At 59.1% G+C, this 21,781-nt stretch carries 21 protein-coding genes; 9 read left to right on the top strand and 12 right to left on the bottom strand.

Going from position 1 to position 21,781, the window contains the following annotated elements:
- Positions 1–41 precede the first annotated feature (41 nt).
- Positions 42–1,040 carry a zinc ABC transporter substrate-binding protein ZnuA gene (znuA, locus tag ACQZ5F_RS05800; protein ID WP_225339826.1) on the top strand — a complete coding sequence of 333 codons (999 nt, stop codon included), beginning with the start codon at positions 42–44 and terminating at the stop codon, positions 1,038–1,040.
- Between the two features lie 191 nt (positions 1,041–1,231).
- Here znuA and ACQZ5F_RS05795 read toward each other — a convergent pair whose 3' ends face one another.
- The gene (locus ACQZ5F_RS05795) at positions 1,232–2,284 is read right to left on the bottom strand and encodes a LacI family transcriptional regulator (RefSeq protein ID WP_225339825.1); all 1,053 of its coding nucleotides are present in this window, start codon (positions 2,282–2,284) and stop codon (positions 1,232–1,234) included.
- Positions 2,285–2,773: 489 nt separating this feature from the next.
- On the opposite strand from ACQZ5F_RS05795, the gene ACQZ5F_RS05790 reads away from it, so the two are divergent.
- The 3 genes from ACQZ5F_RS05790 (at position 2,774) to ACQZ5F_RS05780 (ending at position 7,015) form a co-directional block, all read left to right on the top strand.
- The gene (locus tag ACQZ5F_RS05790) at positions 2,774–5,239 is read left to right on the top strand and encodes a beta-mannosidase (protein WP_137084246.1); all 2,466 of its coding nucleotides are present in this window, start codon (positions 2,774–2,776) and stop codon (positions 5,237–5,239) included.
- Between the two features lie 229 nt (positions 5,240–5,468).
- A complete protein-coding gene (mgrA, locus tag ACQZ5F_RS05785) occupies positions 5,469–6,500 on the top strand; it encodes an L-glyceraldehyde 3-phosphate reductase (RefSeq protein WP_225244415.1) in 1,032 nt (343 codons plus the stop codon).
- Between the two features lie 188 nt (positions 6,501–6,688).
- The gene (locus ACQZ5F_RS05780; RefSeq protein WP_046800131.1) at positions 6,689–7,015 is read left to right on the top strand and encodes an RcnB family protein; all 327 of its coding nucleotides are present in this window, start codon (positions 6,689–6,691) and stop codon (positions 7,013–7,015) included.
- A 69-nt stretch (positions 7,016–7,084) separates the two neighbouring features.
- Here the strand turns inward: ACQZ5F_RS05780 and gndA are convergent, their stop codons facing one another.
- The 5 genes from gndA to ccoG all read right to left on the bottom strand — a co-directional run bounded on the left by gndA (position 7,085) and on the right by ccoG (position 13,202).
- On the bottom strand, positions 7,085–8,515 hold the full coding sequence (gene gndA, locus ACQZ5F_RS05775; RefSeq protein WP_046800130.1) for an NADP-dependent phosphogluconate dehydrogenase: 1,431 nt from the start codon (positions 8,513–8,515) through the stop codon (positions 7,085–7,087).
- A 163-nt stretch (positions 8,516–8,678) separates the two neighbouring features.
- The gene (ccoS, locus tag ACQZ5F_RS05770) at positions 8,679–8,837 is read right to left on the bottom strand and encodes a cbb3-type cytochrome oxidase assembly protein CcoS (protein ID WP_035223387.1); all 159 of its coding nucleotides are present in this window, start codon (positions 8,835–8,837) and stop codon (positions 8,679–8,681) included.
- Positions 8,834–11,125, bottom strand: coding sequence for a cation-translocating P-type ATPase (locus ACQZ5F_RS05765; protein WP_448731065.1), 2,292 nt, complete (start codon positions 11,123–11,125; stop codon positions 8,834–8,836). Before ACQZ5F_RS05765 ends, ccoS begins: the two co-directional genes overlap by 4 nt.
- Entirely contained in the window at positions 11,122–11,622 is a 501-nt protein-coding gene (locus tag ACQZ5F_RS05760) for a FixH family protein (RefSeq protein ID WP_052818416.1), read from the bottom strand. The genes ACQZ5F_RS05765 and ACQZ5F_RS05760 overlap by 4 nt, the downstream gene beginning before the upstream one ends.
- Positions 11,619–13,202 (bottom strand): cytochrome c oxidase accessory protein CcoG, encoded by a 1,584-nt coding sequence (gene ccoG / locus ACQZ5F_RS05755; protein WP_046800128.1) that lies wholly within the window; start codon positions 13,200–13,202, stop codon positions 11,619–11,621. Before ccoG ends, ACQZ5F_RS05760 begins: the two co-directional genes overlap by 4 nt.
- Before the next feature lie 120 nt (positions 13,203–13,322).
- On the opposite strand from ccoG, the gene ACQZ5F_RS05750 reads away from it, so the two are divergent.
- The 3 genes from ACQZ5F_RS05750 to ACQZ5F_RS05740 are packed head-to-tail and all read left to right on the top strand — an operon-like array spanning position 13,323 to position 14,558.
- A complete protein-coding gene (locus ACQZ5F_RS05750) occupies positions 13,323–13,727 on the top strand; it encodes an SRPBCC family protein (protein ID WP_052818414.1) in 405 nt (134 codons plus the stop codon).
- An 11-nt stretch (positions 13,728–13,738) separates the two neighbouring features.
- Positions 13,739–14,095 carry a VOC family protein gene (locus ACQZ5F_RS05745; RefSeq protein WP_046800357.1) on the top strand — a complete coding sequence of 119 codons (357 nt, stop codon included), beginning with the start codon at positions 13,739–13,741 and terminating at the stop codon, positions 14,093–14,095.
- Between the two features lie 16 nt (positions 14,096–14,111).
- A complete protein-coding gene (locus ACQZ5F_RS05740; protein ID WP_046800126.1) occupies positions 14,112–14,558 on the top strand; it encodes a VOC family protein in 447 nt (148 codons plus the stop codon).
- 54 nt (positions 14,559–14,612) lie between these two features.
- Here the strand turns inward: ACQZ5F_RS05740 and ccoP are convergent, their stop codons facing one another.
- The 5 genes from ccoP to cobU all read right to left on the bottom strand — a co-directional run bounded on the left by ccoP (position 14,613) and on the right by cobU (position 18,771).
- Positions 14,613–15,476 carry a cytochrome-c oxidase, cbb3-type subunit III gene (gene ccoP / locus ACQZ5F_RS05735; protein WP_046800125.1) on the bottom strand — a complete coding sequence of 288 codons (864 nt, stop codon included), beginning with the start codon at positions 15,474–15,476 and terminating at the stop codon, positions 14,613–14,615.
- A gap of 3 nt (positions 15,477–15,479) precedes the next feature.
- Positions 15,480–15,632, bottom strand: a complete 153-nt coding sequence (locus ACQZ5F_RS05730) for a CcoQ/FixQ family Cbb3-type cytochrome c oxidase assembly chaperone (protein ID WP_006316283.1) — start codon at positions 15,630–15,632, stop codon at positions 15,480–15,482.
- A gap of 12 nt (positions 15,633–15,644) precedes the next feature.
- Complete coding sequence (ccoO, locus tag ACQZ5F_RS05725; protein WP_046800124.1) at positions 15,645–16,376, bottom strand: cytochrome-c oxidase, cbb3-type subunit II; 732 nt, start codon at positions 16,374–16,376, stop codon at positions 15,645–15,647.
- Positions 16,377–16,386: 10 nt separating this feature from the next.
- Positions 16,387–18,009, bottom strand: coding sequence for a cytochrome-c oxidase, cbb3-type subunit I (ccoN, locus tag ACQZ5F_RS05720; protein WP_052818410.1), 1,623 nt, complete (start codon positions 18,007–18,009; stop codon positions 16,387–16,389).
- 240 nt (positions 18,010–18,249) lie between these two features.
- Positions 18,250–18,771, bottom strand: coding sequence for a bifunctional adenosylcobinamide kinase/adenosylcobinamide-phosphate guanylyltransferase (gene cobU / locus ACQZ5F_RS05715; protein WP_448731064.1), 522 nt, complete (start codon positions 18,769–18,771; stop codon positions 18,250–18,252).
- 505 nt (positions 18,772–19,276) lie between these two features.
- On the opposite strand from cobU, the gene ACQZ5F_RS05710 reads away from it, so the two are divergent.
- Positions 19,277–19,969 (top strand): DUF599 domain-containing protein, encoded by a 693-nt coding sequence (locus tag ACQZ5F_RS05710; RefSeq protein WP_052818408.1) that lies wholly within the window; start codon positions 19,277–19,279, stop codon positions 19,967–19,969.
- A 60-nt stretch (positions 19,970–20,029) separates the two neighbouring features.
- Positions 20,030–20,995, top strand: a complete 966-nt coding sequence (locus ACQZ5F_RS05705) for a heparan-alpha-glucosaminide N-acetyltransferase (protein ID WP_448731063.1) — start codon at positions 20,030–20,032, stop codon at positions 20,993–20,995.
- Between the two features lie 337 nt (positions 20,996–21,332).
- Here the strand turns inward: ACQZ5F_RS05705 and ACQZ5F_RS05700 are convergent, their stop codons facing one another.
- Positions 21,333–21,719: a MerR family transcriptional regulator gene (locus ACQZ5F_RS05700; RefSeq protein ID WP_046800119.1), complete on the bottom strand. Its 387-nt coding sequence runs from the start codon at positions 21,717–21,719 to the stop codon at positions 21,333–21,335.
- Positions 21,720–21,781 lie beyond the last annotated feature (62 nt).

Genomic DNA, 21,781 nt, shown 5'->3' with positions numbered 1-21,781 from the left:
TGTAATAACATAACTATACTTCTTCAAGTGGAGTGCATTTCATGAAATCGATCCTGATCCCGCTCATGGCGTCGGTGGCAATAGCGGCCGCCGCTTCCGGCGCCACAGCCGCGCCCGATGTCGTGGTCTCGATCAAGCCCATCCACTCTCTCGTCGCGGCCATCATGCGGGGCGTGGGCGAACCGCAGCTCATCGTCGAGGGTGCAGCCTCGCCCCATACCTATAATCTTCGTCCATCCAATGCGCGCAAGCTTGAAAAGGCGGATGTGGTGTTCTGGGTCGGGCCCGGGCTGGAAGCCTTCCTGGAAAAGCCGCTCGAGGCACTTGCCACAAAGGCAACCGTGGTGGAACTGGAAGACGCCAAGGGCCTGGAAAAGCTGCCCTTCCGCGAAGGCGGCCCCTTTGAAGCACATGACCATGGCGACGAAGGCCATGACGGGCATAACGGCCACGCCGAAGAGGAAGGCGCGCACGATCATGGACACGACCATGCGGAGGGTCACGAGGACCATGACCACGGCGCATACGACACCCATCTCTGGCTCGATCCCACCAATGCCAAGGCCATGGCCCAGACAATCGAAACCGCGCTGATCGCGGCCGATGCGAGCAACGCCGCGACCTATCAGGCCAACACCAAAAAACTGATCGACGATCTCGATGCGCTCGACACGGAACTGGCTGAAACGGTCAAGCCGCTGAAGGACAAGCCATTCATCGTCTTCCACGATGCCTATCAATATTTCGAGCATCGTTATGGCGTGAAGACGGCGGGGTCGATCACCGTCAGCCCCGAGACCCTGCCCGGCGCAGATCGCGTCAAGCAGATGCAGGAAAAGGTTCGCCAGCTGGGCGCAACCTGTGTCTTCGCCGAGCCGCAATTCGAGCCGAAACTTATCTCGGTCATCACCGAAGGGACGGCAGCGAAATCCGCGACGCTCGATCCGGAAGCGGCCACGCTGGAGCCCGGTCCAGACCTCTATTTCAAGCTGATGCGCGGCATTGCCGGCTCGCTGAAGGATTGCCTGGCCCAGCCGTGAGCGATAACGCTTCTTTTCCGTCATTCCGGCCTTGAGCCGGAATCCAGCCGACGCTCATCCGCGCGACGGGGAGACTCCTTTCAGCCCAAGGACTTGGGCTGGCTGGATGCCGGCTCGAGGCCGGCATGACGGCGAGTAAGTGGCAACCCGCAACACAGTCGGGTGCAAAGCATCGATTCCGACGCTACTCTTTACGGCTTCGGCGCCATGGAAGACCAGACTGGCTCGCTGACGCTCTGCAGGGTTTCCGGCGAAGCGCCGTTGATGCGCGCCAGAAGGGCTTTTGCAAGCTCCCTGCCCGCCAGCTTGATATCCTCGTTGACGGTATGGATCTGCGGCTTGATCCAGTTCAGGAACTCGGCCGACTGTTTCGAGACGATATCGATATCCTCGCCGATCTTCACACCCGCCGCTTCAAAGCCCGCCACCAGCGCGATGGTGCTGCTGCCGCTGATCGACACGATGCCGTCGGGGCGGTCATCCGATTGCATCAGCCTCTGGCCGAAATCGCGAATTTTCTCAAGCGGCGTTTCGATGGTGACGGCATCGATGGGAAATTCGGTAAGCCCGAAGTCCCTGATCCCCCGGTTGAATCCCTTGCGGGCATGGTCGTGGAATGAAAACCGCGATGGCGGCACGATGACGGCGATCCTCTTGCGCCCGCACTGCGCCAGCCGCTCAACTGCCTCATAGGCATAGGCCTCATTGTCGAAATCGTGAAAGGCATGTTCGATGCCCATATCCGAACGCCCATGGGTGACGAAGGGCATGTTGCGCTCCGTCATGAAACGCACGCGCGGATCGTTCGGCTCGATCTTCGAAATGATGACCCCATCCGCCGAGCCGGTCTCGAGAATGTAGCGGATCGGCACCATGGAATCCTTGGCGTGGATATGCGGCGTAACGACGAGGTGATATTGCGTGGTGGATAGAACCTCGGTGATGCCGAACACCATCTGGCTGGTGAAACCCATCAGTTCTTCGTCGACACTCAGCACCAGTGCTATGACATTGGTCTTGCCGGTGCGAAGCCGCACGCCAGCGCGGTTCGGCTGGTAGCCGATCTGCCGGGCGATCAGCCGCACGCGCTCCTTGGTCTCGGCGCCGATATCAGGCGCATCCTTCAACGCACGCGAAACGGTGGTGATGCCAAGACCCGTCATATAGGCGATGGTCTTCAAGGTCGGACGCTCGCCTGTCGTCGCGGGTGCTTCGCCCCCGCCGGATTTACCAGTATCGTTCATGTCATTTCGCCACGCTTTACCGAACGATAATCATAGATAGCTTTTGCGCTGTTGCAAAGGCAAACGTCCCCTCTCGTGGTTCGGCCTCATCCTGTCATGCCTCAATTCAGCTATAACGATGCAGGTGCAGAAAATAAATCCGCCCAGAAGAACGCTCCTGCAGCCACGAAACCCAGGCATTCGGAACATACCAAAATTAATTTTTCGAATTAAAAAATAAACGCAATTAATTGATATATATATCAAAAATATCATACGTTTAAAACAAGACCCCTTCTTGACCGTGCGGCGCTGATGACGGACACTTTTAACCCCGCAAGTCAGCAATCAAGGGCATGACGGCACGTTTGTTTTACGGTAACGTTGCCGAAGGGAGAAGATCGTGAAGCTGAGCGAACCGGCAAAAGCCGTTTTGCCGGCATCCAGTTCCCCCAGATTCCGACACAAGCCTGCTTCATAATGCCGGGCCGTCTTCGTTGAATTCATATTATGCAGGGTCCGATCATGATCTCTTCCTCCACGCCCGAAACCACCATCGATCTGGCCGGGCTCTGGCGCCTGAGTTCGGTGGAAGGAGACCATGCGACCGAGCTTTCCGTTCCGGGAGATATTCATACCGCGCTCAAAAATGCCGGCATCATTCCCGATCCCTACCACGGTGCCAATGAAAACGCGGTGCAATGGGTGGCGCAGCAGGACTGGATCATTGAGCGCACATTCATCCTCGATGAGGCGGATGCCAGCTGGTATCTCGATATCGATTACCTCGACACCGTCGCCATCGTCTTCGTCAACGATGTCCCGGTCCTGAGCGCCGACAATTGCTTCCGCCGTTACCGCCCCGATATTTCGCGCGCCGTGCGGCCCGGTGAGAACACCATCCGTATCCATTTCCATTCCAACATCGCGGCCGGTGCAGAGCGGCAGGCGCGGCAGCCCTTTTATATTCCCTATCACCCCGGCAATTCGCCGATCGCCAATGGCAACATGCTGCGCAAGCCGCAATGCCATTTCGGCTGGGACTGGAACATCGCCATCGCGCCACTCGGTCTTTACGGCAAAATCCTGCTGAAGCGCCTCGATACGGCCCGCATCGAGCATGTCGTCACCTCGCAGCACCACGTCGAAGGCGGGGTTGAGCTGCATGTGGCCATCACGCTGTTTGCCGAAGGTCCGGCAAGCCTGCCGGTCTACCTCTCCCTCAACGATGAAAGGCTGCGGCTTGATTGCGGCGTCAGTGCGGGCGAAACGGTGGTCCGCCACGTCTTCTTCGTGGAAAATCCGGAACTCTGGTGGCCGGCCGGCAGTGGTGAACAAGCGCTGTATAGGCTGACCGTGGAACTGCCTGACGAGACCGTTACCCGCCAGATCGGCTTCAGGACCATCGAGCTTCTGACGGATAAGGATGAAGCGGGCAGCCGCTTCGCTTTCCGCATCAATGGCCGGGAAATCTTCAGCCGCGGCGCCAACTGGATTCCAGCAGATGCACTCTATTCGCTGACCAGCCGGGAAAAGACCGAAGACCTTCTCTGCTCCGCGGTCGAGGCCAATATGAACATGATCCGTGTCTGGGGCGGCGGATTTTATGAGGAAGACTGGTTCTACGATCTCTGCGACCGTCTCGGCCTGCTGGTCTGGCAGGATTTCATGTTCGCCTGCAATCTCTATCCCTGCAGCGAGGACTTTCTCGACAATGTCGAACACGAGGTCGACTATCAGGTGAAACGCCTCTCCTCGCACCCGTCGATAGCGCTCTGGTGCGGCGACAACGAGTTGGTGGGCGCGCTGACCTGGTTCGACGAATCCCGCAACAATCGCGACCGTTATCTCGTCGCATATGACCGCCTGAACCGCACCATCGAAAGGGCGCTGAAAAAAGCCGCCCCCGAAGCACTTTGGTGGCCTTCAAGCCCAGCCTCGGGTTATCTCGATTATGGCGACGCATGGCATGCGGATGGTTCCGGCGACATGCATTACTGGTCGGTCTGGCACGAGAACAAGTCGTTCGACAACTATCGCGCGGTCAAGCCGCGTTTCTGCTCCGAATTCGGTTTCCAATCCTATACGTCGATTCCCGTCGTCCGCAGCTATGCGGAAGACAAGGACATGAACATCGCCTCCCCGGTGATCGAGCTGCACCAGAAGAATGTCGGCGGCAACGAGCGCATCGCCGGCACCATGTTCCGCTACTTCCGCTTCCCGAAGGATTTCGAAAATTTCGTCTATCTGAGCCAGGTCCAGCAGGCGCTGGCCATTCGCACGGCCGTCGATTACTGGCGGTCGCTCAAGCCCCATTGCATGGGCACGCTCTACTGGCAGCTCAACGACACCTGGCCTGTCGCCTCATGGTCGAGCCTCGATTATGGCGGCGGCTGGAAGGCGCTGCACTATGCCGCCCGCCGTTTCTTCCAGCCGGTCACGGTCTCGGCCATTCCCTCCGAGGATGGACGACAGGTGAGCTTCTCCATGGTCAACGACACGGCGGAAGACATCGAGATCGACATGAACATCGTTGCGCTGACCATGGACGGCAACCGCGTGCCATTGAAATCCGCAAACGGCACCTGCGCGACGGACAGGGCTGCAATATTGACCGAAATCGACATGGACAGCCTGCCTGAAGGTGCAATCCTTGCCTGGAGCTTCATCGCCTCCAATGGCATGACCGGCGAAGGCCACCATGTGCGCGATACCTACAAGTCGCTGGAGCTTCAGCCCGCCGGACTGACTTTCTCGGTCAACACGCTGAAAAACGGCCAGTTCGAGATCGATGTCACGGCAACAGGCCTCGCACTCTTCGTCATGCTGGAAGCCGATCAGCCCGGGCGTTATTCGGATAATCTCTTCGATCTCGCCGCCGGCGAAACGCGCCGTATCATCTTCACCCCGAAGGCGGGAAGCGGCCAGCCGCATTTCCGCGTCTTCGATCTTCATACCTGCCAATCCTCGCATTGAAACCATGCGGAGAAAGGCATAACCATCCCTCTTTGAGCATTTCCAGTAAAGGTGCGCGCGGTTTTACGTCCGGAAAATGCGTAAAAACAGAAAAGGTAGAGCACGTCGAGCGATTCCGTTTAAGCAGGACGTGCTCCAGGAATGGCAGGTGGTCTCGCACCTGCCCTCATCAGTTCAAAGGGTTGCCGGGTTCTCCGGCAGCCAGTCATCAGCAAGTGGAGGAAGACCCATGGTTTGGCAACCGGCCGAAAACCGATACGCATCCATGAAATATAATCATTGCGGAAAGACCGGCCTGAAACTGCCGGCGATTTCGCTGGGGCTCTGGCACAATTTCGGCAACGACACGCCGCACCAGACGAAACAGGCCATTTGCCGCCGTGCCTTCGATCTCGGCATTACCCATTTCGATCTCGCCAATAATTACGGCCCGCCGCCCGGCAGCGCCGAAACCGCCTTCGGCGAAATCCTGAGGACCGATTTTGCCGGCTATCGCGACGAGATGATCATCTCCTCCAAGGCCGGTTATAACATGTGGCCCGGCCCCTATGGCGAATGGGGCAGCCGCAAATACGTAATTGCCTCCTGCGACCAGAGCCTGAAGCGCATGGGTCTGGATTACGTCGATATCTTCTACTCCCACCGTTTCGACCCCAATACGCCGCTTGAGGAAACCTGCGGCGCGCTGGACCAGATCGTGCGCTCCGGCAAGGCGCTTTATGTCGGCATCTCGTCCTACAACTCGAAGCGCACCCGTGAGGCCGCCGCGATCCTGAAAGACCTCGGCACGCCCTGCATCATCCACCAGCCCAGCTATTCGATGATCAACCGCTGGATCGAGGAAGACGGTCTCGTTGATACGCTGGAAGAACTGGGCATCGGCTCCATCGTCTTCTCGCCACTGGCGCAGGGCATGCTGACGACCAAATATCTCGGCGGCGTGCCTGATGGCAGCCGTGCATCGCAGAGCAAGTCGCTCAACCCGGCTTTCCTCAACGAGCGCAATGTCGAGAACATCCGCTCCCTCAACAGCATTGCCGAGCGCCGCGGCCAGACGCTGGCGCAGATGGCGATTGCCTGGGTTCTGCGCGGCGGCCGCATCACCTCGGCGCTCATCGGCGCAAGCCGTGTCGAACAGGTCGAGGATTGCGTGAAGGCACTCGACAAGCCGGATTTCACGGCTGAAGAGCTTGCGGAAATCGATCGTTACGCCAGGGATGCGGATATCAACCTCTGGGCAAAATCCGCCGAACGCGTCTGATAAGGGCGTGGCCGCCCGGTTACGCCGGGCGGCCCGTTTGCCTCAGCAAGCAGAAAAAACCTCAAAACAAAAGATTAACTTTCGCCTCTAACCGTTAAGAACCATTACATAAATGTAATTTTAAATTCAGTTTCCGTTCATTCGTTTATTCGTAAGTTCTTCTCATCGAAACCCGAGAGGAAACTTCCATGAAAAAGTTCGTCACCATTCTTCTGGCAGCCACCGTTCTTGCAGCTCCGATGGCTCAGGCCCAAAGCCGCCACGACGATCGCCATCGCGGCGTTACCGTCGAGCGTCAGGTCACCACCAAGAAGGTCATCGTCAAGAAGCAACGCTGGGATCGCGGCCAGCGCCTCTCAGCCCGTGAGCGCCGCAACATGGTGGACCGCCGTGACTACCGCCGTTACCGCCTTGCAGAACCGCGCCGTGATCAGCGCTGGGTACGCGTCGACAACCAGTTCCTGCTTATCAATGCCGTCAGCGGCCTGATCGTCGGCCTCGCCGCCGCCCGCTGAGTAGCACCAGTAATCGAAATGAAAAAGGCCCGCTTGCGCGGGCCTTTTGCTGTTTATCGTTGCAGCCGATCAGAAAATGTCGGCGCCGCTGCCCCATGGGCCATGCGGCTTGTCCACACCGTCGGTGCGTTCGAAACCATGCGCGCCGAAGAAGTCGCGCTGCGCCTGAATGAGGTTTGCGCTGCCGCGGCCGCGGCGATAGGCGTCGAAGTAGCCGAGAGCCGAAGCCAGTGCCGAAACCGGCAGGCCAGAAAGGACGGCGTAGGAAACCACACGGCGCAGCGGCGCGTCGGTATCCTTGACGATAGCAGAGAAGGCCGGCGTCACGATGAGGTTGGCCACATGCGGGTCCTTGGTGAAGGCCGAAGTGATCTCATCGAGGAATTCCGAGCGGATGATGCAACCGGCGCGCCAGATGCGGGCAATCGTCGGCATCGGCAGGTTCCAGTTGAACTCCTTCGAAGCCGCCGACATGATGGCGAAGCCCTGCGCGTAAGCACCCACCTTGGCGGCCAGAAGCGCGCTTTCCAGATCGGCGATGAAGGCTTTTTTGTCGGCGGGTGCCGCTGCAAGGGTCGGCAGGCCGAAGATCTTCTCGGCAGCCTCGCGCTCGTCCTTCTGCGACGACAGGATACGGGCAGCCACGGCCGCTTCGATGGCGGTTGCAGCGACGCCCATGTTCTGCGCCTCGATGACCGACCACTTGCCGGTGCCCTTCTGACCGGCCTTGTCGAGGATCAGATCGACCATCGGCTTGCCGGTGATTGGATCGGCGGCGCGCAGAACCTTCTCGGTGATTTCGATCAGGTAGGAATTCAGGCGGCCCTTGTTCCACTCGGCGAAGACATCGGCGATTTCGACGGCGCTCATGCCAAGGCCGTCACGCAGGATGCCGTAGATTTCGGCGATCATCTGCATGTCGGCATATTCGATACCGTTGTGGATGGTCTTGACGAAGTGGCCGGCGCCGTCATTGCCGAGCCATGCCACGCACGGATCGTCATTATACTTGGCGGAAATGGAGGTCAGCACCTTCTCGACACGCTTCCAGCTGTCTTCGGTGCCGCCGACCATGATCGACGGTCCGTGACGCGCGCCTTCTTCACCGCCGGAAACGCCCATGCCGATAAAGGTCAGGCCGCTATCCTTCAGATTGTCGAAACGGCGGATCGTATCGCGGAAATTGGCATTACCGGCGTCGATCATGATGTCGCCGTTGGCGAGATGCGGTTTCAGGATTTCCATCTGCTGGTCGACGGGATCGCCGGCCTTGATCATGATGATGATCGGACGTGGGGGACGAATGGCGGCGACGAATTCCTCGATGGTTTCGCAGGGAATGATCTGGCTCTGCAGGTCGCCCGCATCAGCGTAGAATTTTCGTGTAACTTCCGGGGTTCGGTTGAATACGGCAATCTTGTTGCCCTTTTCCGCGATGTTCAACGCCAGGTTCGAGCCCATGACGCCGAGACCGATCAAACCGATTTCTGCCTGTTCCACGGATGTGCCTCCATCTTGCTTTTAGGTGGTCGTGTTGTGGCACTGTAATCACCAAACGGCAAGGCTAGGCGCGACTGAAACGATTAAATTTTGATGACGCAAATCAGCTTTGCATATTTGCGACAGGTCAAGGCCAGTTCAAAACTGACCTTTTGCTGCCCCTTCAAGAGGGTCGTGGCCGGTCATCACCATCGTCGATTACCCGCCAGGCGGCCCCGTCCATATCGTCATACTGCCCTGATCGAACCGACCAGAGGAAGGCGAAAAGCCCGAGCGCACCCAGAAACAGCGCGACGGGAATGAGATAGATCAGCATGTTCATGCCAGTTGCGCCCCCTCGCCCGCAAATCCTGTTTTTACCTCGTTCCGGGGACGGGTGGTTTCAGCCGCACCGGCAAGGCGCAGTGCATTGGCAACGACGATCAGTGACGATGTCGACATGGCGATGGCCGCGATCATCGGCGTTGCATAACCGGCGATCGCAATCGGCACGGCGATGATATTATAGCCGATCGCAAGGACGAAGTTCTGCCGGATGAGCCTTCCGGCCCGCTGCGACGTCTCGATCGCAAAAGGCACGGCATCGAGATCCTCCTGCATGAACACGAAATCGGCGGCCTGCCGGCCGATATCGGCGGCGGTAGCGGGCGCCATGGACACATGTGCTGCGGCAAGCGCCGGCGCGTCGTTGATGCCGTCTCCCACCATCAGCACCCTGCGACCCTCACCGGCAAGCTCCGTGCAGCGCGCCGCCTTGTCCTTAGGCGAAAGGTCCGCACGCCAGTTGCCGATCCCCAGCCGCTGCGCCATGGCGCTGACGGCGGCGGCCCGATCACCCGAAACGATTTCCTGCACAAGGCCCCGCGCAGACAGGTTGCGCAATGCCGCCACCGCACCTGCGCGTGGATTATCCTCGAAGCCGAAGCTCGCCAGGTGATGGCCAGCGAGGGACAGCACCACTTCCGAGCGCGCATCGCCATTGTCGGTCCGTGCCTCATCCGGGCAAGCGAAACGGCGATTGCCGAGCCGGTAAGTGCCGGCTTCCGTCTCCGCCTCGACACCCGAGCCCGGAATTTCCCGCACCGTCTCATAGGCCGGCAAGGCACCATTATAGGCGGCATGCAGGGCTTTCGAGAGAGGATGGCGAGAATGGGCGGCGAGGCCCGCCGCAATCGCCATCGTGGCGGGCTTCACGTCGCCGGTTTCGACAAGTCGGGGTTTACCAACGGTCAGGGTGCCGGTCTTGTCGAACAGCACGGTGTCGATTTCGGCCAGTCGCTCCATGGCCGAGCCTTCCTTGACCATGATGCCGTGCCGGAAAAGCCTTCCAGCGGCCACCACCTGCACGACGGGAACGGCAAGGCCAAGTGCACAGGGGCAGGTGATGATGAGAACCGCGATTGCGATCAGCATCGCCTGTTTCCAGTCGCCGCCGAAAATGCCCCAGCCGAGAAACGTCACCAGCGCAAGAAGATGCACCACGGGTGAATAATAGCTTGCGGCCCGGTCGGCGATACGGCGGTAACGCGCCCGCCCGCCTTCCGCCGCCTCCATCAACCCGATCACTTCCGACAGGAAGGAATCCCTGGCCGAGGCGGTTACCCGGGCGGTCAGCGAACCGGTGAGGTTGAGCGTGCCGGCCTGCAGGCTGTCGCCTGCCGTAACGCGACGCGGTGCGCTTTCACCATTAACGATGGACATATCGAGATCGCTGCTGCCGGAGACGACCACGGCATCCACCGCCACACGGTCCCCGACCGCAATTGATATCGACATTCCGGGTTGGACATCGGCAAGCTGGCGGTATTCCCGCGTTCCATCCTCACCGATGACGGTCGCGCCGCGCGGTGACAGCCGGGCCAGTCCGGCAATGGCTGAGCGCGCCTTGTCGCGCATGATATGGTCCAGCGTGCGGCCGATCAGCAGGAAGAACAGCAGCGATACGGTCGCGTCGAACCAGGCATGTTCGCCGTGATGGATCGTCTCCCACAAGGAAACGGCATAGGAGAGCGTGATGGCAAGCGCGATCGGCACATCCATATTGGTGCGGCCGTGTTTCAGCGCGTTCCAGGCCGATTGATAGAAGAAACGCCCGCCATAGATCAGCGCCGGCGCGGCGATCATCGCCGAAATCCAGTGGAACATGTCGCGCGTCGCCGCATCCGCCCCCGACCAGACCGAGACCGACAAAAGCATGATATTGGCGGAGGCAAAGCCGCACAGCGCCACCGCCCTTATCAGCTGCGAGCGCAACGCGTCCGAAGCATCCTGCCCGCTGGCGAAAAGATGTGTGTGGTATCCCGTCGACAGGATTGCACGGGCGATGTCGGCGGGATCGGTCCTGACGCCATCGACCTCTTCTTTCCAGACAACCGCCACACGTTTGGACGACAGGTTCACCCGCGCCCGCTCCACTTGGCGCAGCCGGGCAAGCGCTGTCTCGATGGTGGTGATGCAGGCGCCGCAATAGACACCCGGCACGCTGAGATCGGTTTGCCGCAGCCCCTGCCCCAGATCGCGGCTCGCCAGCAGCAATTCCTCTGACGATGGTGGATTGACCGGCTCGCCGAGTTGAAGCGAGCCTTCCGTTCCCGGTGCACAGCAGCTCATTTACGTCCCCTGATAACGGCGATCCGCGTTCCCTCATGCACGATGATCCGGCCGTCCTTGACAGCCGTAACCTCGACGATCCATTGCCCCGGCAGCATGTCATGCGCGCCGGTGAAGACGCCGGTGGCGGCCGGGGTCAGTTCCATGTCGAAATTCTGGCTTTCACCGACAGGCCGGCGAAAATGGGCCGTCACCGTATCCGTATCGACGGGGCCTTTATCCGGATGGAAAACCTCGTAACGCACGGTCTTTTCATCGACCACCAGCCTGCCCTTGATGCCGGTTGCAGCCCTAGCCTTGGCGGCTTCCGCCTTGGCATTGAACTGCTGGCTGGCCACATAGGTATTGGGCACGACGAGCCCGCTCCAGCTGTTGACCGCATTCCAGGCCATGATCATGTTGACGGTGATGATGGTGCCGAAGAACAGCACCATGACGCCGAGCATGTGCCAGCCGGTGAAAACGAAGCCGGATGTCTGGCGATTGTTCACTGTCATTTTTTCACTCCCGGAGCATTGAAGACCGCATCGTAACGGGCCGTTTCGTGGCCGCCCGTATCGCTGACGATGAATTCGAAATTTTCCGCCGCCCGCGCGACATCCTTGCCCGGCAGGGTGACGAAGACCTTCAGCGTCGTCGCCTCATCCGGCTCCACCGTCACCTCGAAGGCGCGCGCGGCCGTATCCGGCATGCCATTTATCTTCATCGCCGCATTCGGAAGGCCTTCTATCGTCAGGCTCATTATGCGTGGCTGCGGCACCATGTTGAGAATGCGAACGGTATAGCCGTTACGGATCGAACCGTTCGATTCCAGCACATATTGCGGATTGCGGTCGTGCAGGACATTCAGCGCCAGCCGCTCGCGCGTCACCAGCGCAAACAGCATGCCGATGCCGACAGCTGCCCAGATGGTCGTATAAAGCAGCGTGCGCGGCCGGAAGATGATGCGCCAGTTGAAGTGGCGGATACGCTTGCTGAAGCTGCCGTCCTCCTCACGCACATTGGCGGGACGGATGGCGTATTCGCCATTGCCGGTCGCCAGCGCCATGTTGGACTGATATTCAGACAGCGTCGCATAGGCGATCAGCCCGCGCGGCTTACCGATCTTGTCCATCACCCCATCGCAGGCATCGATGCAAAGCGCGCAGGTGATGCATTCCAACTGCTGCCCGTCCCTGATGTCGATGCCCATGGGACAGACCGCGACGCAGGCGTTGCAATCGACACAATCGCCGATGCTCTCCCCAGCTGCCGCAGCCTTCTTGGCGTGCCGCGAGCGCGGTTCGCCGCGCCAGTCATTATAGGTGACGACAAGCGAATTCTCATCCAGCATCGCCGCCTGGATGCGCGGCCAGGGACACATATAGGTGCACACCTGTTCCCGCATCAGCCCGCCGAAGACATAGGTGGTGGCGGTCAGCGTGGCGACGGTCGAGTAGGCGATCATCGGCGCCTGCCCGGTCATGAACTGCATCGCCAGCGTCGGCGCATCGGCAAAATAGAAAATCCAGGCGCCGCCGGTCAGAACGCCGATCACCAGCCAGATCGCATGTTTCAGCACCCGCTTGCGCAATTTGCCAAATGTGAAGGGCGCCGCATCCAGTTTCATGCGGGCGTTCCTGTCGCCCTCGATCGCCCGTTCGACCACCAGAAACAGGTCGACCCAGACGGTCTGCGGACAGGTGTAACCGCACCATGCGCGCCCGACTGCTGATGTGACGAGAAACAGCCCCAGTCCCGCCATGACCAGCAGGCCGGCAACAAAAAAGAACTCCTGCGGCCAGATTTCGATGAAGAAGAAATAAAAGCGGCGGTTGGCGATATCGATCAATACCGCCTGATCGGGCGCATAGGGACCGCGGTCCCAGCGCAGGAAAGGCGTCAGATAATAGATGCCGAGCGTCACCAGCATCACCAGCCATTTGAACCGCCGGAACCTGCCCTCGGCGCGCTTCGGAAAAATCTTCTTGCGCGCTTCGTAAAGCGGTTTGCGCGTTTTTGCGGAATTGACGGCTTCCGCCTCCAGCCTTTCGACGGGCTGTTGCGGGCGATCCTGTCCGGCGCGATAGATGTTCATGATAGGAGTCCATTTTTATCTCCTTGCTTTCTCCCATCTCCCCGGGGAAACATCCTTGACTTACATCAAGTGACGACAAAGTGGCGCAGCCGGAGGCATGCGCCGCAGAGGGAGGACGAGATGCCTGTCATGCAGTCGAGAATCATTCACCTGTCAGTCGAAAAGCCATGGGCCCAGGTCTATGGTTTCGCCTCAGACCCGCGGAACATGCCGCGATGGGCGGCGGGTCTTGGCGGCGGGCTGAAGCCGGATGGCAACGACTGGATCGCCGATGGCGGCCCGCTCGGCGAAGTGCGCGTCAATTTCGCCCCCACCAACGAATTCGGCGTCATAGACCATGTCGTCACATTGCCTGACGGGCTGAAGGTCTATAACGCGCTTCGGGTAACGCCGAATGGCAGCGGCGCGGAAGTGAGCTTCACGCTGCTTCGGCTTGACGGCATGACGGACGAGGATTTCGAAGAGGACGCCAAGGCGATCACGGCCGATCTCGAAACGCTGAAATCGCTGCTTGAAGCGGATTGATGGAGTAAATGATGACAGAGAATACCAATGACCGACGCATCGACTATGTCGAATTCAACGTCGCCGATATCGAGCGCAGCAAGGAATTTTACGGCGGCGCATTCGGCTGGTCCTTCAAGGATTACGGCCCACAATATTGCGAGTTTTCCGATGGCCGCCTGACGGGCGGCTTTACCACCACCGCGCCGGTTTCAGCCAAGGGCGGACCGCTCGTTATTCTCTACGCCGCCGATATCGAAGATGTGCAGCGGCGCGTCGAAGCCGCCGGCGGACAGATCAGCCTCGCGATCTTCGCCTTTCCCGGCGGCCGGCGTTTTCATTTCACCGATCCGGATGGATACGAACTGGCCGTCTGGTCGAAAAACTGATCGGCAGGAGCCCGCCATGACTTTGACAACGCCGCCTTTTTCGTTGGTCGGTATCGATCATATCGTTTTCATCGTCGACGACATGACGCGGGCGCTCGATTTTTACCGGAACGTGCTGGGGTGTAGGGATGGTTACTCTTACCCTGCTCTCGGGATGGAACAAGTCTGGTGCGGAAATGCCTTGATCGTGCTGTGGGATGTCACGCACCCCGGTGGCACAAAGGCTGCTCCGCCCATCGCCGGAGGACGTAATGTCGATCACATCTGCATAGCGACCGGTCCTCTGAACCATGATGCGCTTCGCGCACATCTGGCGAAATTTCACGTCACGATAGAACAGGAAGCCTTTCACGGCGGCGCGAGAGGGATGGGACATTCGTTCTATTTCCGCGATCCCTTCGGCAACAAGATCGAGTTGAAGGGACCAGCCGAATATCCGGATGGACGGGCGGAAAACGCCTGATCTGAACAATAAAAAAGGGCGCCTCCCGGCGCCCTTCTTTTCATTCAACTTGCCTCATTCGCCCCCACCAAGCGAATGTACGAAGATCGCCAGTTGCTTGACGGTCGTATCACCGAGACGCTCACCCCAGGCGGGCATGACGCCATGCTTCGGCGAACGGATCTGCGAGACGATCCCCTCCTCCCCATGCGACTTCAGCCAGATCGCGTCGGCGAGATTGGGCGCACCGAATTCGCGATTACCCTTGGCGTCTTCGCCGTGGCACGAGGCGCAATTGTCGGCAAAGAGCTGCTTGCCTGGCTCCACCAGCGCCGGGTTGGATGGCGTACCGGTAAGGCTGACGACATAGGCGGCGACCTCGCGGATTTCGTTCGACTGGAGGATATCGCCGAAGGCCGGCATTTCCGAAGCGCGCGTATCAGGATCATCGGCAAAACGGATGCCGTGCTTCACCGTCGTATAGATGTCGTCGACGCTGCCGCCCCACATCCAGTCATCATCGTTGAGGTTGGGATAACCCTGCCCGCCTTCCGCTCCCGAACCGTGACACTGAATGCAATTGACCTTGAAAGCGGCAGCACCGCCGGAAAGCGCAAATTGCATCAGGGTCGGATCGGCCTGAATTTCGGCGAGCGACGAGTTCGCAATCTTGTCGACATAGACGCTCTGCGCCTGTTTCGCATCGGCAATTTCGGCTGCGATTTCGCCACGGCTGCTCCAGCCGAGCAACCCTTTCGTTGCGCCTGATATCAGCGGGTAAGCCGGATAGGCGATGGTATAGCCGATCGCCCAGAGGATCGTGAAATAAAAGGTCCAGACCCACCAGCGCGGCATGGGATTGTTCAGCTCCCGGATACCGTCCCATTCATGGCCGGTGGTTTCGACGCCGCTGATGTCATCAATGTGTTTTTCGGACATATCTTAGTCCTCCCTAAGCGGAATGCTGGCGGCATCGTCCGCGGCCTTTTTCGAGCCGGGGCGAAGGGTAAAAACGACGACGCCGGCGAAGAACAGGGTCATGGCAAGCAGGCCCCAGCTGTCGGCGAAGTGGCGCATGGCCGTGTAGGTTTCCATCGTTTTGCCTCCTCACCGGTATCCGGCGGCATCGTCATAGGTCGAGAAATCGACCAGCGTACCGAGCATCTGCAGATAGGCGACCAGAGCATCCATTTCGGTAAGCTTGGCCGGATCGCCGTCGAAATCACCCACCTTGGCCTTGGGATAACGCGCCAGAAGTTCCGCCGAATCCGCATTCGGGTCCGCCTGGGCGGCCAGATCGGCTGCGGATTTCTCGATCATCTCGTCGCTATAGGGTACGCCGACGGCACGGTTGGCCTTCAGCTCCATCGAAACATCGGTGATCTTCAGCGACGTGGTCTTCAGGAACGCATAGGACGGCATGATCGATTCCGGCACGACCGAGCGCGGATCGGCCAGATGCTGCACGTGCCATTCGTTCGAATAACGATCGCCGACACGCGCGAGGTCTGGCCCCGTGCGCTTGGAACCCCACTGGAACGGGTGGTCATACATGGATTCCGCCGCCAGGCTGTAATGCCCGTAACGCTCTACCTCGTCGCGGAACGGCCGGATCATCTGGCTGTGGCAGACGTAACATCCCTCGCGGATGTAGATGTTGCGCCCGGCCAGTTCCAGTGGCGTATAGGGTCGCATGCCCTCCACCTTCTCGATGGTGTTTTCGAGATAAAAGAGCGGCGCGATTTCCACGATGCCGCCGATGGAGACGACCAGCAGGGAGCCGACCAGAAGCAGCGTGGCGTTGCGTTCGATGACGCCGTGTTTGTCAAGTATGGACATCGGCCTCTCCTTATTCAGCAGGCTGCAGCGAAGGAGCCGCGTCCTTGCGGGCGCCCTCCTCGCGTTGATGACCGAGGATGGTCATCGTGACGTTGTAGGCCATGATCAGCGCGCCGCTGAGGAACATCAGACCGCCCAGTGCACGCATCACGTAATAGGGGAACAGTGCTGCGACCGATTCCGCGAAGGAATAAACGAGGAAGCCTTGGCTATCATATTCGCGCCACATCAGAGCCTGCTGGATGCCGGCCACCCACATGACGGCGGCGTAGACGACGATGCCGAGCGTGGCGAGCCAGAAGTGCCAGTTGACCAGTTGCAGGCTGTAGAGACGGTCCCTGCCCCACAGTTTCGGCGTCAGGTAATAGATCGCGCCGAAGGTGATCATGCCGTTCCAGCCGAGCGCACCGGAATGCACGTGGCCGATGGTCCAGTCGGTATAGTGGCTGAGCGAGTTGACGGCCTTGATCGACATCATCGGACCTTCGAAGGTCGCCATGCCGTAGAAGGCAACCGCCATCACCATCATGCGCACGACGGGATCTGTGCGGATCTTGTCCCATGCGCCCGAAAGCGTCATCAGGCCGTTGATCATGCCGCCCCACGAAGGCATCCACAGCATCACCGAGAACACCATGCCGAGCGTCTGCGCCCAGTCCGGCAGCGCGGTATAGTGCAGATGGTGCGGGCCGGCCCAGATATACATGAAGATCAGCGCCCAGAAGTGGATGATCGACAGGCGGTAGGAATAGACCGGGCGGTTCACCTGCTTGGGAATGAAATAATACATCATGCCGAGGAAGCCGGCGGTCAGGAAGAAGCCGACGGCGTTATGGCCGTACCACCATTGCGTCAGCGCATCCTGCACGCCCGAGAACGCCGAATAGCTTTTGACGCCCAGGAACGACACGGGCACCGCCAGATTATTGACGATGTGCAACATGGCGATGGTGACGATGAAGCCGAGATAGAACCAGTTCGCCACATAGATATGCGGCTCCTTGCGCATGAAGATCGTGCCGAGGAAGGTAACGAGATAGGCGACCCAGACGATGGTCAGCCAGATATCGACATACCATTCCGGTTCGGCATATTCGCGACCCTGGGTGATGCCCAGCAGGTAACCGGTGGCTGCCATGATGATGAAGAGGTTATAACCCCAGAACACGAACCAGCCGAGATTGCCGCCAAAGAGGCGCGCCCGACAGGTTCTCTGCACAACATAGAAGGACGTGGCGATCAGCGCATTTCCGCCGAAAGCGAAGATCACCGCCGATGTGTGCAGCGGCCGCATGCGGCCAAAATTGAAATAGGGTGCGATGTTGAGATCGGGAAAGGCAAGCTGAAGCGCCACCACAACCCCGACCAGAAAACCGACGACACCCCAGAATACCGTGGCGATGACGCCGTATTTCACCACCTCATCGAAATATTCCGACTTGCGGCGGGCGAGCGCGGCCGGATCGACAGGCGCGAAGGAGACACGGCGCAGCAGAAGCACCGTGCTGACCAGCAGTGTAAAGAACAGCACCCACATATGGGCGGCAAAAAGACTGTCATGGGCAAAGGCTGCCCCAAGCAACGCGAGAAAGGCCCCGAGGGCCACGATCGCGGTTTCTAACGTGTAATTCATTGTTGGTTTCCCCCAACGTGCAAGCCGACCGACGAAAGGCAGGTTGTGCGCCTGGGAGAGCGGAAACGCGCCTTTGCGTCGGTTGGAGCATTGCCACCGGCAGGGCAACGCCACCTTGATCCAGATCAAGAAAGCAAAGCTGTCGCAGCCCCGGCAAAACAGGGCGCGGCATTATGAGGGGAATTTGCGGAAGGGCAAAAAATGAGTGGTGATGGCGAGCCTGCTTTTACAGGTGTCGCTTCAGCCCTTCATCTTCAGGGGCAGCCCGGCGGCGACGAAAAAGACGTCGTCGGCAATGGCCGCGATACGCTGGTGCAGCCGGCCGGCATGATCGCGGAATTCACGCGCCATGCGGTTTTCCGGCACGATGCCAAGACCGACCTCGTTGGAGACGAGAATCAGCTTCGCTTTGGCCGATGCGATTGCCGCCGCCAAAACGTCAAAGGCGGCCTCGATATCGGCATTGTCCATCATAAGATTGGTGAGCCATAATGTCAGGCAGTCGATGAGGACGATATTCTCCGGCCGGTCGAGGCGCGCGAGCACCGAGACTATGTCGACCGGCGCTTCATGGGTCGTCCACTCACCGCCGCGCCGCGCCTGATGATGGCCGATGCGGTCACGCATCTCCTCATCCCAAGGCCTGCCGGTGGCCAGATAATGCAGGCTTCCGCCGGCATTTACCGCAAGCTCTTCCGCAAAACGCGACTTGCCGGAGCGCGCCCCGCCAAGAATGAAAACGGAGCGGTTTTTATCTGTCATCGGAAACCTGAATGAGGAAAATGAAACGGACCGGCGTATTTGCAATGGTGCAAGCCAGAGACAGGCGGCCATGAAGGGAACGATTCGTAGAAAAAGGCGTCCCCCGGTTGTTCATGCCGGACTGCCGCTGATACCGGACCGGAGACGTCAAAACCTGTCCGCACGATGCGGGACATATCAAAGCCGTGGCAACTCCGGATGCCGGAAACACCGGTCCTTCAAGCAAGGCTAGGTGCGAACGGCCATCCTGTCAATCTGCCGGAGATAGTGTCACGATATAAGGCGGAACCGGTACGCAAAACCTGACCCGGAACCGGCAGACCTGTCGTCCGCGAGAGCGATTGATAAAGCCACATGGTTACCGGAAGGTTAGCAGAAAACGAGATGATGACACGGCAACGCGCGGTGAGAATATTCGCTCACCGAGGCCGTCGCCATTGCCTTGCCATAGCCTTCAAATCAATATGCTTTCCAAGATTCGCAAACAGCAAGGTGGCCTGCCGTGATGACCATCATGGACTACATATCGATCGTCGTTTTCATCCTGTTGTGGGCTACCTATACACATGTCACAACGGGAAGAACGCTGTTTTCGCGAACCAGCCTCAATCAGGCCATGGCCGGGCGCCGTAGGGACTGGATCATGAATTCGCTCAAACGCGACCTGAAGATGATCGATACGCAGATCATGGCCGGTCTGCAGAACGGCACGGCCTTCTTCGCCTCCACCTCCATCTTCGCCATCGGCGGCTGTTTCGCTCTGCTGGGCGCCACCGAACAGGTCGAATCGGTGTTTCGCGACATGCCTTTCGTGCATTATTCCGGGCGCACGGCCTTCGAACTGAAGGTCATCGGGCTGACCTGTCTGTTCGGTTATTCCTTCTTCAAATTCGGCTGGTCCTACCGCCTGTTCAACTATTGCACGATCCTGTTCGGCGCCATTCCCATGGTCCATGATGCCGGTGCGGACCGCGAGGCGGCCGAGCGTGCCGCCGAAAATGTCATAAAGATGAACATCATCGCTGCTAAGAACTTCAATGACGGCCTGCGGACGATCTTTCTGTCCATCGGTTATCTCGGCTGGTTCATCAGCCCCTATGTCTTCATTGCCAGCACCGTCATCATCATCGTGGCGCTCTTGCGCCGACAGTTCTTTTCCGAGGCGCGTCGCGCCATCATGGAAGACAACCGGCCTTGAAATAGCCGCACTTCAAGGGCCAAGCCCGAATGAATACCGGTCTCATGAAAAGCGGAAAACATGGACACAAACGTAGCCGTCACTGAAACCAGTCGCAGGGGCCGAATAGGCGGTCTTGATACCCTGCGCGGGCTGGCGCTTCTCGCCATGGCATCCTACCACTTCACGTGGAACTTGGAATATTTCGGCTATCTCGAACCCGGCACGGCAACCACGGGCCTGTGGAAACTTTATGCCCGCGCCATCGCCACCTCGTTCCTGTTTCTGGCCGGTTTCAGCCTGTTTCTCGCCCATGGCAAAGGCCTGAACTGGCCGTCCTTCGGCAAGCGTTTCGCCATGGTGGCAGGCTCGGCGCTGCTGATTACCGCCGCCACCTATTTCGCCTTTCCCGACAGCTTCATCTTCTTCGGCATCCTGCACAATATCGCCGCCGCAAGTCTCGTCGGGCTGCTGTTCCTGCGCGCGCCGGCACTCGTGACGCTGCTTTTTGCGGTGATCGCCTTGGCGTTGCCGCAATATCTGCAATCCGACCTCTTTAATGCGAAATGGCTGGCCTGGATCGGCTTTTCCACCATGCCGCCCCGCTCCAACGACTATGTGCCGTTGCTGCCCTGGCTCGCGCCATTCCTTGCCGGACTTGGCGTCTCGCAACTTGTCACCCCTCGCGGCTGGCTGGATCGTTTTCGCAACCCCAGCTCACCACGCAATCTGGTCGCCAGCGCCGGCCGGCACAGCCTGGCCTTCTACCTCATTCACCAACCGGTGCTGATCGGCCTCGTTTATGTCCTGTCGGTTGTGGCTCCGCCTCCTCCCGTTGATCAGGTCGAGCTTTACAAATCCAGCTGCGAAAAAAGCTGCGTCGAACAGGCGAATGGGGTGGAACTGTGCCAACGTTTCTGCGGCTGCACGCTGGAGAAACTGCAGGCGGAAAGCCTGTTTGACATCATGATGGAAGGCAAGCTCAGCGCCGATCAGCAGACGAAGGTCAGCGAATTGGCGCAGCAGTGTACGGTTGAGGCGCAGTAGGTACGAGTGGGCCAAACCGAGCCCACATTTTCGAGCGTTCCCATCTGTACTCGGCGTCGTCCGATAGGAAGGAAAGTCATGCCAATTGCGCCGACGTCATCCTCGGGCCTGTCCCGAGGATCTGCCAACGTATTGATTTTATTCAATTTGGTTAGATCCTCGGCACAGGCCCGAGGATGACGTTGAGTGAATGTTCGCCCTTCACCAACGACTTCAAGGGTAATGCAGCTTGCGCGGAAATTTAAACCGGACAGCAGTGGGTCAAGCCCGAGGATGACGGAGGAGACATATTAATTCTTAAACGATAACCCAGCGCGAATATCGCCCCAAATTTCGCTCAAGTCCCGACGCCGATTTCGGCAAGCCGCGTCAGACAGGCCTCTTCGACATTGTCGAGTTCCGCCAGTGTCTCCTCGATGTCCTTGCGTTTTTGCCGCAGGTCGGCGCGCTTTTCGTCTACCTTCTTCATCAGCAGCACGAGCTGACCCGATTCGCCCGGCGGCTCCTTGTAGACGTGAATGATCTCGCGAATCTCGGCGATCGTAAAACCGATACGGCGGCCGCGCAGGATTTCCTGAATGAGACGGCGGTCTGCTGCCCTGAAAAGCCGTGTGCGACCGCGGCGCTCAGGGTGAATGAGGCCCTCATCCTCGTAAAAACGCAAGGTGCGGGTGGAAACACCGAATTCGCGTGTCAGTTCGGTTATGCTATAATACTTGTCCAAGGGCCTATCCGATTCATCACCGGATAATATTATTTGACCTTCACGTAAAAGTCAATTTTCGC

The sequence above is a fragment of the Agrobacterium sp. 22-210-1 genome, from assembly GCF_053522525.1.
Note: the sequence above shows the minus strand (reverse complement) of the source record. Positions and strands in the feature narration are given on the sequence as shown.